This is a genomic window from Allorhizobium undicola ORS 992 = ATCC 700741, assembly GCF_000621665.1.
Classification (GTDB): Bacteria; Pseudomonadota; Alphaproteobacteria; order Rhizobiales; family Rhizobiaceae; genus Allorhizobium; species Allorhizobium undicola.
The window spans coordinates 106,181-119,017 of the sequence record NZ_JHXQ01000005.1 but is presented as its reverse complement, the minus strand read 5'-3'; the positions used below and the strand labels follow the sequence as shown (position 1 = coordinate 119,017).

12 protein-coding genes are annotated in these 12,837 nt (G+C 60.9%); 9 read left to right on the top strand and 3 right to left on the bottom strand.

Annotation, left to right across the window (positions count from 1 at the left end; translation table 11 throughout):
• Positions 1-138 precede the first annotated feature (138 nt).
• Complete coding sequence (locus T424_RS0107605) at positions 139-1,155, bottom strand: polyprenyl synthetase family protein (RefSeq protein ID WP_027487208.1); 1,017 nt, start codon at positions 1,153-1,155, stop codon at positions 139-141.
• A gap of 302 nt (positions 1,156-1,457) precedes the next feature.
• Here T424_RS0107605 and T424_RS0107600 point away from each other — a divergent pair, with 302 nt between their 5' ends.
• From T424_RS0107600 to T424_RS0107560, 9 genes are all read left to right on the top strand, one after another.
• Positions 1,458-2,243, top strand: a complete 786-nt coding sequence (locus tag T424_RS0107600; protein ID WP_027487207.1) for a tRNA1(Val) (adenine(37)-N6)-methyltransferase — start codon at positions 1,458-1,460, stop codon at positions 2,241-2,243.
• A 93-nt stretch (positions 2,244-2,336) separates the two neighbouring features.
• Entirely contained in the window at positions 2,337-3,197 is an 861-nt protein-coding gene (locus T424_RS0107595) for a S49 family peptidase (protein WP_027487206.1), read from the top strand.
• 13 nt (positions 3,198-3,210) lie between these two features.
• Complete coding sequence (locus T424_RS0107590; RefSeq protein ID WP_027487205.1) at positions 3,211-3,402, top strand: hypothetical protein; 192 nt, start codon at positions 3,211-3,213, stop codon at positions 3,400-3,402.
• A 145-nt stretch (positions 3,403-3,547) separates the two neighbouring features.
• Complete coding sequence (locus tag T424_RS0107585; RefSeq protein ID WP_027487204.1) at positions 3,548-4,495, top strand: glycine--tRNA ligase subunit alpha; 948 nt, start codon at positions 3,548-3,550, stop codon at positions 4,493-4,495.
• 21 nt (positions 4,496-4,516) lie between these two features.
• Entirely contained in the window at positions 4,517-5,248 is a 732-nt protein-coding gene (locus tag T424_RS0107580) for a DUF4328 domain-containing protein (RefSeq protein WP_027487203.1), read from the top strand.
• 70 nt (positions 5,249-5,318) lie between these two features.
• Complete coding sequence (gene aroA, locus T424_RS0107575) at positions 5,319-6,575, top strand: 3-phosphoshikimate 1-carboxyvinyltransferase (RefSeq protein ID WP_027487202.1); 1,257 nt, start codon at positions 5,319-5,321, stop codon at positions 6,573-6,575.
• 102 nt (positions 6,576-6,677) lie between these two features.
• Complete coding sequence (gene glyS, locus T424_RS20410) at positions 6,678-9,155, top strand: glycine--tRNA ligase subunit beta (protein WP_037066934.1); 2,478 nt, start codon at positions 6,678-6,680, stop codon at positions 9,153-9,155.
• Between the two features lie 263 nt (positions 9,156-9,418).
• Positions 9,419-9,658, top strand: coding sequence for a type II toxin-antitoxin system ParD family antitoxin (locus tag T424_RS0107565; RefSeq protein ID WP_027487201.1), 240 nt, complete (start codon positions 9,419-9,421; stop codon positions 9,656-9,658).
• 3 nt (positions 9,659-9,661) lie between these two features.
• Positions 9,662-9,955 carry a type II toxin-antitoxin system RelE/ParE family toxin gene (locus tag T424_RS0107560; protein WP_027487200.1) on the top strand — a complete coding sequence of 98 codons (294 nt, stop codon included), beginning with the start codon at positions 9,662-9,664 and terminating at the stop codon, positions 9,953-9,955.
• Positions 9,956-10,343: 388 nt separating this feature from the next.
• Here T424_RS0107560 and T424_RS0107555 read toward each other — a convergent pair whose 3' ends face one another.
• Both T424_RS0107555 and T424_RS20405 read right to left on the bottom strand, forming a co-directional pair.
• Positions 10,344-12,173, bottom strand: a complete 1,830-nt coding sequence (locus T424_RS0107555; protein WP_027487199.1) for a methyl-accepting chemotaxis protein — start codon at positions 12,171-12,173, stop codon at positions 10,344-10,346.
• A 240-nt stretch (positions 12,174-12,413) separates the two neighbouring features.
• Entirely contained in the window at positions 12,414-12,833 is a 420-nt protein-coding gene (locus T424_RS20405) for a plant virulence effector HPE1-like domain-containing protein (RefSeq protein WP_051558849.1), read from the bottom strand.
• Positions 12,834-12,837: the final 4 nt, after the last annotated feature.

Below are 12,837 nucleotides of genomic sequence, written 5' to 3'. Positions count from 1 at the left end.
AGAGGGCCAGCCGCGACACTGGCCTGAACGATAAGCCCGCAAAGCCCTTAAATGGCGATGGGACGGGAAAATGCCACAAATCCACTGGCTGCTTGCAATGACAGCATGGCTTTTTTCGGAAAGCCCGGCCAAATCCTGTCAGCTCACCCGCTCGATGCAGAAATCGATCACATCCAGAAGCGCCTGTTTCCACGCGCTGTCGGGCAGGGGCGCCAGTGCATCACGCGCGACATCGCCGTAATGCAGTGCGCGCGCCACCGTATCGGCAAGGCCGTTATATTTGGTGATGAGGCCCATGGCGCGTTCGAGATTGGCATCGTCGTTCTGGCCGTTCTCGATGGCCTCGCGCCAGAAACCGCGTTCGGCTTCCGTGCCGCGGCGATAGGCAAGAATGACGGGCAGGGTGATCTTGCCTTCGCGGAAATCGTCGCCGGTGTTTTTGCCCAGTTCCGCAGCCTTGCCGCCATAATCCAGCGCATCATCGACGAGCTGGAAGGCCAGACCCAGATTCATGCCATAGGATTTCAGCGCATTGCGGGTGGCGCGGTCGGTATTGGCCACGATCGGCCCCACTTCCGCGGCGGCGGCAAACAGGGCTGCCGTCTTGGCGCGGATGACGGATTGATAGTCGTCTTCCGTCGTTTCCATGTTCTTGGCCACGGAAAGCTGGAGCACCTCGCCCTCGGCAATGACCGATGCGGCGGTGGAAAGCACGTCCAGCGCATCCAGCGAGCCGACCTCCACCATCATGCGGAAGGCCTGCCCCAGCAGAAAATCGCCCACCAGCACGCTGGCCTGATTGCCCCAGATCATCCGGGCGGTGGATTTTCCACGCCGCAGATCGCTTTCATCCACCACGTCGTCATGCAGCAGCGTGGCGGTGTGCATGAATTCGACGCTGGTGGCCAGTTTGATATGGCCATCGCCCTCGTAGCCGAACATGGCGGCGGAGGCGAGTGTCAGCATGGGGCGCAGGCGTTTGCCACCGGACGAGATGAGGTGGTTGGCCACCTCGGGAATCATTTCCACGTCGGAACCGGCCTTGGAGAGGATCAGCTGATTGACCCGCTCCATCGCGTCCTTCGTCAGGTCCACCAGCGGCTTCACCGAGGCCTGTTTGTTTTTCTTGTCACCAAGCGGTATTACTGCGCCCAAAGCACCGGACTCCTGTTCATTTCCAGCGGCCAGCGATAAGTGCGGCCTGCTGCCGGCAGGGCTTTCGCCACCCCTTTGACCGTTTCCGGCGTCACCTGCATTAAACCCATCGATCGCTTCGCGAAAGAGCATAAAAATCCTGCCGCCCTCCGGCAAGTGCGGAAATGGCCGGTCGAGCAGATTTGATGGAATAACTTCCCCCCGTTCTGCGGCTTTTCGCGGCAATGGACATTGGCCGCTTTGCACTTTCATTGGGCCTCCTGTATTGAGGGCGCCATCGACCACGGGCAAGGAGCAGCAGGGTGCAGGCCGAAACCATCGATGCCTTTCATCGCGGACGGTTTTTCCTGTTGCAGCCCAAGGGCAGGGGCCACCGTTCGGGCATGGATGCCATGTTGCTGGCCTCGCTGGTGGCGGATGAGCGGCCGGTGACGGTGGCCGATCTGGGGGCTGGCGCCGGGGCTGCGGGGCTTGCGGTTGCCGCACGGCTTGGAGGTGCGCAGGTGACGCTGGTGGAGCGCTCGCCCGATATGCTGGATTTTGCCCGGCGCACGCTTGCCCTGCCGGAAAATGCCGCCCTTGCGCCGCGCCTTGGCCTGATCGAGGCCGATGTGACGGTGAGCGGGCGGGCGCGGCGGGCGGCGGGCCTGATGGAGGATGTGTTCGATCACGTCATCATGAACCCGCCCTTCAACGATGGCCGCGACCGGCTGACCCCCGATGCGCTGAAGGCCGAGGCCCATGCCCTGAAGGACGGCCTGTTCGAGAACTGGATCCGCACGGCGGGCGCCATCATGAAGCCCGGCGGGCAAATGTCGCTGATTGCGCGGCCGCAATCGCTGATGGAGATCATGGCCGCCTGCGGCCAGCGTTTCGGCGGCGTGGAAATCACCCTGATCCATCCGCGTGAGGGAGAATGCGCCATTCGCCTGCTGTTGACCGCCATAAAGGGATCGCGTGCGCGCCCGCAATTTCGAAGCCCCCTCTTCATGCACGGGCAGGAAGGTCATGCCTTCCTGCCGCTGGTGGACGATCTCAACAATGGCAGAAAGGCCTATCGCCGCCTTGGACCGGCGCGGACAGGATGATCCCCGGATTTTCAGGCGCGGCCTTGCGTTTCCCGCGCCCTCACTTACATCAGCCCCAACAGGACCGGAACCGGTGAAGGAGTCTCAGGCATCATGACAGGCGGATGGAAGCGGTTTTTGCCCAAACGGTTTCGCAAGCAGGACGTGGTCATTCCGGTGGTGCGCCTGCATGGGCCGATCATGAGCGGCGGCAGCCGTTTTCGTCCCGCCCTCAACCTTGCCAGCATTGCGAGCCAGCTTGAAAAAGCCTTTTCGCTGAAAAACAGCCCCGCCGTAGCCTTGTCGATCAACTCGCCGGGCGGTTCGCCGGTGCAGTCGCGCATGATCTATCAGCGCATCCGCAGCCTTGCGGAGGAAAAGAACAAGACGGTTCTGGTTTTCGTGGAGGATGTGGCAGCCTCCGGCGGCTACATGATCGCTATTGCCGGGGATGAGATCATTGCCGATCCCACCTCCATCGTCGGTTCCATCGGCGTGGTTTCCGGCGGCTTCGGCTTTCCGGAACTGCTGAAAAAGCTGGGCGTCGAGCGGCGTGTCTATACTTCGGGCGAAAACAAGGTGATCCTCGATCCCTTCCAGCCGGAAAAGGAAGGCGACATTGCCTACCTGAAGACCCTTCAGGCCGATATTCACGAGGTTTTCATCGAAATGGTCAAGGCGCGGCGCGGCATCCGGCTGGCCGATCACCCGGATCTGTTTTCCGGCCTGTTCTGGACGGGGCGCAAGGGGTTCGAGCTGGGGCTGGTGGACCGGCTGGGCAGTCTGCGCGAGGACATCAAGGCGCGTTACGGCAAGAACGCCCGGCTGCAACTGATTTCGGGCAGAGGCGGGCTGTTTGGCCGCAAGGCGCCGGGCGCAAGCCTTGGCGGGCCGGAAGCGTTCGGGGCGGCTGCTGCATCAAGCCTTGCGGAAAGCGTGGAAGAAAGGGCATTGTGGGCGCGTTACGGTTTATAATGGCGCGCGCTCGATGTTTCGCATTCTTTTCTTTGCTGGCCTGATCCTCATTGCGTGGTGGTATATCCGCCGGTTCACGGCCAATGCCGAGCGGCTGTTGCGCCGCAGGCGTCAGCAGGAAAAGGAACACCAGACCGGCGCCATCGCCACGCTGGTGAAAGACCCCAGGACCGGCGAATACCGGCTGATGCGCGACGACGAGTAGCCGGCTGCCCCGCTTGTGAGCGCACAATGGCAAATTCCTGCGGCAAGTGCTTGACCCTTCCGGCAGTGCATGGCACTCACCGGACTGCAAAGACATTCGCATATCAACGGTAGACAAGATGACCGCCACCAGCCTCGCCCCGCACATGGACCCGAAGCGTTCCTTTCAGGCCCTGATCCTGACGCTGCACAATTACTGGGCCGACAAGGGCTGCGCGGTTCTCCAGCCCTACGACATGGAAGTGGGGGCAGGCACTTTCCACCCGGCCACCACGCTCAGGGCGCTGGGTCCGAAGCCCTGGCGCGCGGCCTATGTGCAGCCTTCGCGGCGCCCCTCCGACGGTCGCTACGGCGAAAATCCCAACCGTCTCCAGCATTATTACCAGTATCAGGTCATCCTGAAGCCCAACCCGTCCAACCTTCAGGAGCTTTATCTCGGTTCGTTGAAGGCCATCGGCCTCGATCCGCTTCTGCATGACATCCGCTTCGTCGAGGATGACTGGGAAAGCCCGACGCTGGGCGCCTGGGGCCTTGGCTGGGAATGCTGGTGCGACGGCATGGAAGTCAGCCAGTTCACCTATTTCCAGCAGGTCTGCGGCATTGAATGCTCGCCGGTGGCGGGCGAGCTGACCTATGGTCTGGAGCGGCTGGCCATGTATGTGCAGGGCGTGGACAATGTCTATGACCTCAACTTCAACGGCCGCGAAGGCGAGGAAAAGATTTCCTATGGCGACGTCTTCCTTCAGGCCGAGCAGGAATATTCCCGGCACAATTTCGAATTTGCCAACACAGAAATGCTGCACCGCCATTTCATCGATGCCGAGAAGGAATGCCAGGCGCTGCTTGAAGCCGGGCGCGTGCAGCCTGCCGGTGCGGATGCACAAGCGGCGGGGATCCTTCATAAATGCGTGTTTCCCGCCTATGACCAGTGCATCAAGGCAAGCCATGTCTTCAACCTTCTCGATGCGCGCGGCGTGATTTCCGTCACCGAACGGCAAAGCTATATCCTGCGGGTGCGCACGCTGGCCAAGGCCTGCGGCGAGGCCTTCCTGCTCACCGATGCCGGTGGGGTCAATTTCGGCAAGGCCGCCTGATCCTTGCGCGGAGGGTCGCCCATGACACTGGATACCCTCCTGACGCGGCTCATCTGGATACGCCGTGCCTGGCTTGGTGCAGCGCTGTTCTGCGGGCTGCTGCATGTGATGGCGGTGCTGATCTACCTTTATGGCGCCTGGGCGCAGTTCATGCTGCTGCGCAACGGGCTGGCGGCCTTTTCCCAGCTCAACATGCCCATGGTGCGGCTGGTGCAGTTCTGGGGCAGCCAGCTTGACGGCATCTTGCAGATCGCCCGGATCCTGTGTCTTGCCGTCGCCATCGTCTGGTTCTGGTTTTCCGGCCGTTTCGCCATGCAGGCCTGCCCGCAGCGAAAACCGCGTTTCGGCCCGTGGATCGTTGCGGTGAGCTGGTTCGTTCCGCTTGTCAATGTTATCGTGCCGCCCATGGCCATGATGCAGATGGCAAGGGCAACCCGGCTCGATCCGCTGATGGAGGAGCCGTCACCGGAGCGCCATGGGCGCACCATGACCGCGCTGGTGTTTCTGGCGCATGGGCTCTACATCGCCACCATCCTGCTCTATCAGTTTGCCACCATGCAGGCCATGCGAGCCGCAGGCCAGCCCGATGCCCTGCTGGGCCTGCTGCACCTTGCCGCTGCCGGTGGCGTTGTCACGCTGCTATGGCTTCTGGCGCTCGATGCCTTCATGCGGGCCCTGATGGCCGCTCAGGAAACGCGGCTGGCGCGTCATCCCCTGCCGGAGCGGCCGGATTTGACGCCGCCTGCAATTTGAGCGTTGCAACGGCTGGCCGTCCACGCTACCCAAGCCGGGATCATTCACCGCCGAACCGCCGGATTGCCGCATGAGCCTCGACACGCTGACCCTTCTTCCCGTCACCCAGCCGTTGACCGGCCAGGTCAGCCCTCCCGGCTCGAAATCCATCACCAACCGGGCGCTGCTGCTGGCGGGGCTTGCCAGGGGCACCAGCCGCCTGACCGGCGCGCTGAAAAGCGATGACACCCGCTATATGGCCGAGGCACTGCGCGCCATGGGCGTGACGGTGGACGAGCCGGACGCCACCACTTTCGTCGTCACAAGCTCTGGCGCGTGGCAGGAGCCGGCGGAGCCGCTTTTCCTCGGCAATGCAGGCACGGCGACACGGTTCCTGACGGCAGCCGTGGCGTTGCAGAAGGGCCGCTTCACAGTGGATGGCGACCAGCATATGCGCAAGCGCCCCATCCTGCCGTTGGTGGAAGCGCTGCAATCGCTGGGTGTCGCCATTGCCGCCCCCAGCGGCTGCCCGCCCGTTGCCATCGATGCCAAGGGCGGGTTTTCAAAAGACCGGGTGGTGATCGATGCCGGGCTTTCCAGTCAATATGTCTCGGCGCTGCTGATGGCGGCTCCGCTCACCGGCCAGCCCTTCGAGATCGAACTGGCCGGGGCCGAGATCGGCGCGCGCGGCTATATCGACCTGACGCTTGCGGCCATGCGGGCCTTCGGCGCGAAAGTCAGCGCGGTCAGCGCTTCCATCTGGCGGGTGGAGCCCACCGGCTATACGGCGAGCGATTTCCACATCGAGCCCGATGCGTCGGCGGCCACCTATCTCTGGGGCGCGGAGGTTCTGACCGGCGGCAGGATCGATATCGGCACGCCCGCGGCGGCCTTCACCCAGCCCGATGCCAAGGCTCATGCTGTCATTTCCGCCTTCCCGCATATGCCGGCCGTCATCGACGGGTCGCAAATGCAGGATGCCATTCCCACCATTGCCGTGCTGGCCGCCTTCAACGAAACGCCGGTGCGCTTTGTGGGCATTGCCAATCTGCGCGTCAAGGAATGCGATCGCATCCGGGCGCTTTCCACCGGGCTCAACGCCATTCGCCCCGGTCTTGCCACGGAAGAGGGCGATGACCTGATCGTTGCCGCCGATCCCTCGCTTGCCGGACAGGTGCTGCCTGCGCAAATCGACACCTTCGCCGATCACCGCATCGCCATGAGCTTTGCGTTGGCGGGCTTGAAAATCTCCGGCATCACCATTCTCGATCCCGGTTGTGTGGCCAAGACCTACCCCGACTATTGGGATGCGCTGGCAAGCCTGGGCGTGGCCTTCGAAAAACCCTGACCGGGCTTTCCCGGCAAGTTAACCATTGTAAGACGGCCCTTCTTTTTGCTAGCAGGGGCCAGCCGTAAAACTCTGGCCTCTGATGAGGCAAGGAAGCCTGATATGCCTGATCTTCTGCTCGAACTCCGCTCCGAGGAAATCCCTGCCCGTATGCAGCGCAAGGCGGCGGGTGATCTGAAAAAGCTCGTGACCGATGCGCTGGTCGATGCGGGTCTGACCTATGAGGGCGCAAAGGAATACTGGACGCCGCGCCGTCTGACGCTGGACATTCGCGGCCTGACGGCCCGGTCCGCCGATGTGAAGGAAGAGAAGAAAGGCCCCGGTGTCAGCGCGCCGCAGACAGCGATTGACGGCTTTTTGCGCGGTGCGGGCCTTGCCTCCATCGATCAGGCGGTGGTGAAGACCGATCCGAAAAAGGGCGATTTCTACGTGGCCCTGATCGAAAAGCCGGGCCGCTCGGCGGAAGAGATCGTCACCGATGTCATGCCCGGCATCATCCGCAGCTTCCCCTGGCCGAAATCCATGCGTTCCGGCGCTGCTTCAAGCCCGAAGGGCGCGGTCTATGGCGGCATTGAAGGCCGTGGTTCGGAAAGCCTGCGCTGGGTGCGCCCGCTGCAATCCATCGTCTGCACCTTCGGCTCCGAACATGATGAAGTGGCCGTCATCCCCTTCGAGGTGGATGGCATCGTGGCGGGCAATGTCACCTATGGCCATCGCTTCCATGCGCCGGAGGCCATCACCGTCAAGCGTTTCGACGATTATGCCGCCAGCCTCGAAAAGGCCAGGGTGGTTCTCGATGCCGAACGCCGCAAGGACATCATCCTGCACGATGCCCGCGACGTGGCCTTTGCCAGCGGGCTGGAACTGGTGGAAGACGAGGGCCTGCTGGAAGAGGTCTCCGGCCTGGTGGAATATCCGCAGGTGATGCTCGGCACGTTCGAGGCGGATTACCTCGCCATTCCGGCGGAAATCATTCGCCTGACCATCAAGACCAACCAGAAATGTTTCGTCACCCGCCCGGTCGGCGAGACGGACAAGCTCTCCAACCATTTCATCCTGATTTCCAACATCGCCGCCCATGATGGCGGTCAGGAAATCATTCACGGCAATGGTAAGGTGGTGCGGGCGCGGCTTTCGGATGCCCTGCATTTCTGGAAGCGTGATCAGGGCAACCTGCCGGATCTCGAAACGCTGCAAGCCTCTGCCGAGACATTCGGCCTCGACCTGAAAAAGCCGCTCGATCAGCGCATGGCCAAGCTCGACGCCCTGAACGTGACCTTCCACGCCAAGCTCGGCACGCAGGGCGAGCGTGTACAGCGCATTCGGGCGCTGGCCAGGGTGCTGGCCCCCATCGTCGGCGCGGATGCGGCGCTGGTGGACCGCGCCGTGGTTCTCGCCAAGGCCGATCTGCGCACCGAAGCCGTGGGCGAATTCCCGGAACTGCAAGGCGTGATGGGCCGCAAATACGCCCTGCTGCAAGGCGAACCGGACAGCGTCGCCGCAGCCATCGAAGACCACTACAAGCCGCAAGGCCCCTCCGACCGCCTGCCGGAAGACAAGGTGGCCATTACCGTCGCGCTGGCCGACAAGCTCGATACGCTGGTGGGTTTCTGGGCGATTGACGAAAAACCGACGGGCTCGAAGGACCCGTTTGCGCTAAGACGGGCTGCGCTGGGCGTGGTGCGGATTTTGCTGGAGAAAGGGATTCGGCTGGAGCTTTTTAATAAAGCTATTGAAGCTGCTAGGAAAATTTATCGAAGCGCAAATGCTGCGTCCCTCATCAAGAAAGCTTACTTAAGTGATTTGGCTCCTTACGTGTTGCGTGAAGATCATTTGGCCATTGTCTTTCCACCCGGTTATTCGTCCCCATGCACAGAGCGAGAAATGCCTAATGTGGATTTGCTTGTTGAACATGTGCTTTCTCAAACAAAACCGGAAGACGATATTTATTTTAAAACGTTAGGCTTTATAGAAGCCGGCGGGCCAGTGATCGTTGAATTTGCAGAAAATTGGGATTTAAGTGCTGATGACGAGCCAAGCCTAAAGGGTATCCCGCTTGTAGGCGACCTCCTCTCCTTCTTCCACGACCGCCTGAAAGTCTATCTCCGCGATCAGGGCGCCCGTCACGACATTATCGATGCGGTCCTGACGCCGGAGGCCGACGATCTGCTGATGGTCGCCCGCCGCGCCGAAGCGCTCACCGCCTTCATCACCTCCGAGGATGGCAAGAACCTGCTGGCTGGCACCAAGCGCGCCACGCAGCTTCTGGCGGTGGAAGAGAAGAAGGGTACGGTGGTGGCCGATGCGGTTTCGCCGGAGCTTTTCAAGCTCGACGCCGAAAAGGCGCTTTATGCGGCGATCACCGAAGCCACCAAATCGGCAGCCGAGGCCGTGGCAGGGGAAGATTTCCGCTCCGCCATGCAGGCGCTTTCCACCCTGCGGGCGCCGGTGGACAGGTTCTTCGAGGATGTGCTGGTCAATGACGAGGATGCGGCCATCCGCGCCAATCGTCTGGCCCTGTTGAAAGCCATCCGCGAGGCAACCGGCACGGTTGCGGATTTCTCAAGGATCAGCGGCTGAGCATGTCGCGCAAAAGTGTGCAGCGGTTTTGCGATAACGACATGCGTTAAAACAAAATCTTAAAGCACGTTGCATAAGGCTGATAAGCCGCAACGTGCTTTCGAGCATTTTCAGGAAAAGTGGAAACCGGTTTTCCCTCCGAAAATGCGTAGAAACAAAGATTGAGAGCGTTTCAATATTTCCTTGAAACAATGAAACGCTCTGAAGCTTGAGCTTGGCCTCTCGATGATCTACATTTTGCAGAGAACGGCATCAGAGGCGTTATGATCAAGGCTCGACAAATCGCATTGGATGAAAAAAACGATCGGCTGATCGAGCAGCGGCTGGTGTCCGGCCGCTATGCGTCGGCCGAGGATGTTGTCATCGCGGGTCTACGGCTTCTGGAACAGGAAGAGTGCAAACTGGAGACATTGCGCTCGGCCCTTTCGGTTGGAGAAAATAGCGGGCCTACCCGCGTTTTGACACGCGAGGACTTCTTCCGCGCAGTCAAATCCGGACAATAACGCTTGTCCGGCCATCTTCTTCGCCCTCCGGCAGAGCAGGATCTCAAGGATATATGGAAATATGGGGTGGCGGAGTGGTCGGAAGCCCGTGCCTGGACGTATCTCAACGCACTCTTCAATCTTTTGGATGAATTGAGTGCCTTTCCGTTCTCCGGTCACGATGTCGGGTGGGTCATGCCTGGATATAGGCGCAGACATTGCGGGCGGCATTCTGTTTATTATCGTGTAACGGATGGTGGTGAGATCGAAATTGTTCGCATCCTGCATCAGCAGATGGATGCTGCGGAGGGACTTTGACGATGGATAAAATCCTCGTCAGCGCCTGTCTTCTTGGTTTCCCCGTTCGTTAGAGCGCTTTTCGATCTGATTGAATCAGATCGGCGCTCTAAGCTTTTGTTTTCCCGCATTTCCGCACGGAAAACTGTGACTACACTTTTCTCGGAACAATGCTCTACTGCATAATTCCTTAAATCGGAATCGATTTAAGGTGAAAATTATGCAGCAGATTTAAAGTGTTACAGCGCCGTGCGTTTGATAAAACGCACGGCGCTGTAGGATTTTCTTTTCCAAGCATAATATTGTCGATCCTCGTTTCACTCCGGTCGGATTATGCTATAGACAAATGAAAGGGCGGCGGGATTGGTTCCCGCCGCCCTTTCATGTGTGAACACAGTGCGATGAAGGATCAGCCAGCCCGGCGCATCTGCTCGGCCACGGCCGAAAGGCCGGTGCCGGTCTCGCGGGAAACCCGGAATCCCTGGATCAAGGTCAGCAATTCGCCGGTATCATTGGCCAGAACCTCTGCCGATGCGGTGGTTTCTTCGGCCATCGCGGCGTTTTGCTGGGTGGCGCTGTCAAGCTGGTTCAATGCTGCGGAGATGGAGCGCAGCGTGGTATCCTGCTCCTGGGCGCTGGCGGCAATGCGGCCCACCACGTCATTGGCCTCGGCAATCTGATGGGCGATGCGGCGCAAGGCCTCGCCCGTCTGGCCGACAAGCTGCACGCCCTCATTGACCTGACCGGAGGAGCGGGCAATCTGGTCGCGAATTTCTCTGGCAGCGGCCGCGGAGCGCTGGGCAAGTTCGCGCACTTCCTGCGCGACGACGGCAAAGCCCTTGCCGCTTTCTCCGGCGCGGGCTGCCTCCACCCCGGCATTCAGCGCCAGAAGATTGGTCTGGAAGGCGATTTCGTCGATCACGCCGATGATCTTGGCAATCTCGTCGGAGGATTTCTCGATCCCGCTCATCGCTTCGATGGCGCGGTTGACGACGCTATCGCTCTGCTGGGCCTCGACGCTGACGGTTTTCACCCGGTTGGCGGCCTCGCGGGCGCCTTCCGCCGTCTGGCGAATGGCAACGGTCAGTTCGTCCAATGCGGCGGAGGTTTCCTCCAGATTGGCGGCCTGCCGTTCCGTGCGGTTTGCCAGTTCGCCGGAAGCACGGCGGATTTCTTCCTTGCTCACGCCAATATCCGTGCCCTTGAGATTGACGCGGGCCATGGCCTGCTCAAGGCGCGAAAGCGCATCATTGAAATTCTGGCGCAGGCCTTCGTATTTCGGGCCGAGATCGGCGCAACGCACCGTCAGGTCGCCATGGGCCAGCTGCTCCAGCGAGACGCCGATGGTGGAAACGGCGTGCGCCTGCTGGCGGGCCTCTTCGGCCTGCATGGCCTCGTTACGCTGGCGCTCGCTGTCCAGCGCGCGCTGTTGCTCCACCTCGCGGGCGGCCATGGCGTGGCGTTCGCGCACCTTGTCCTGCAAGGAGCGGGTGGCCTTGGCCATCATGCCCACTTCATTGGCCATGTCGGTATGGGGAATGGCGATGGTGACATTCTCGTCGGCAACCGCCTGCAAGCTGTCGTGAATGGATTTCAGGGGCCGCGAAATGCCGCGAATGACCATATAGGCCGCTGCAAGGCCAATGAGACCGACAATGAGATTGATGGATACCGCCTTGAGGATCGCGGAATTCACCTCCGTATCGAGATCGTCCATGTAAAGCCCGGTGACGACCACAACGCCCCACGGCTCGAACGCCTTGGCATAGGAGGTCTTGCGGAAGTCATTGCCTTCCTGGCCGGGCTTGGGGCCATAAAAATCCGTCTGGCCGCCGCCGGCCCGCGCCAGTTTCACCAGCTCGTCGCGATAGGCAAAGCCCTTGCTGTCGGCCTTGCCCTTGTAGTTCTGTCCCACCCGCTTGGGATCGGGATGAAACAGCATGTTGATGTCGTAGTCATAGCCGAAGAAATAGCCGTCGGGATCGAATGCCATGCTGTCAATGACGTCGAAGGCCTGCTTCTGGGCGTCCTTCCGGGTCAATTCGCCGGATGCCTCCTTGGCCTGATAAAGCTTCAGCACGGAGATCGCGGTTTCCACTTCGGTTCGCAGCATTTCATAACGCTGCTGGTAAATCGTCGCGGAGGAGGATCGTATCTGCACCAGCGTTGCCGCGGCAAAGGCCGCCATAAGCCCGCCGACCAGCAGAAAGAGTTGCAGGGAAATTTTCAGGTTTTTCATGCTTGCCCCGGAAGCGTTTGAACAGGCCTCCCGTCTTCGCAAGCGGGGGCCAGATTGGTGTCATCGTCAAACCCCGCGCTCCCCCTGCGCGTGGTCATACTGATGCATTTTAAGATAGGTTGATAAAGAAAGGGTGAACCACCCGCTTGCCTATCGCGGCGGTTGTGCGGTCGCGGTGAGGCGCGGGCACATTCATGCCGGGTGGTGCCCGGCTGGCCCGCAGAAAATGTCGGAAAAGCGTCAGTTCAGCCTGAGGGCGAATTGAGCCGGCGTCATGGCCGGGGGCTCGACGGCGGCGGTGGTGGCGGCGCCATCAATGGCCGGGGGCGCAGTGCTTGCCGCCAGCATGGTGCTATCGCTCAGCCAGCCATCGGCCTTGCTGATGAAAACCACGGGCGAGCCGCCCATCCATGCTTCCGTACGCACCAGTTGCTTTTGCCCGTTCACGGTGCGCACTTCCAGCGTTTGCGTTCCCGGCGCAAGCTGAGGAGGCTCGTAGCCGCCCGGCTTTTTCGGGGCGACGGCCGGGCAATCGGCGCAGCGAATGACGTCTATGCTGTTGCCCGAAAGGCGGGGCGCGGAAATGACGTCGATCGAGCCCGCTGCCACAGGAAGCGGTAGAAGGAAAGCCATGCAGGCCGCAAGAGCAACAGGACGCATCGGC

Coding starts and splice junctions, on each gene's coding strand:
- T424_RS0107595 (WP_027487206.1), top strand. CDS start 2,337: ATGACAGGCGGATGGAAGCGGTTTTTGCCCAAACGGTTTCGCAAGCAG.
- T424_RS0107590 (WP_027487205.1), top strand. CDS start 3,211: ATGTTTCGCATTCTTTTCTTTGCTGGCCTGATCCTCATTGCGTGGTGG.
- T424_RS0107585 (WP_027487204.1), top strand. CDS start 3,548: ATGGACCCGAAGCGTTCCTTTCAGGCCCTGATCCTGACGCTGCACAAT.
- T424_RS0107580 (WP_027487203.1), top strand. CDS start 4,517: ATGACACTGGATACCCTCCTGACGCGGCTCATCTGGATACGCCGTGCC.
- aroA (WP_027487202.1), top strand. CDS start 5,319: ATGAGCCTCGACACGCTGACCCTTCTTCCCGTCACCCAGCCGTTGACC.
- glyS (WP_037066934.1), top strand. CDS start 6,678: ATGCCTGATCTTCTGCTCGAACTCCGCTCCGAGGAAATCCCTGCCCGT.
- T424_RS0107565 (WP_027487201.1), top strand. CDS start 9,419: ATGATCAAGGCTCGACAAATCGCATTGGATGAAAAAAACGATCGGCTG.
- T424_RS0107555 (WP_027487199.1), bottom strand. CDS start 12,173: ATGAAAAACCTGAAAATTTCCCTGCAACTCTTTCTGCTGGTCGGCGGG.
- T424_RS20405 (WP_051558849.1), bottom strand. CDS start 12,833: ATGCGTCCTGTTGCTCTTGCGGCCTGCATGGCTTTCCTTCTACCGCTT.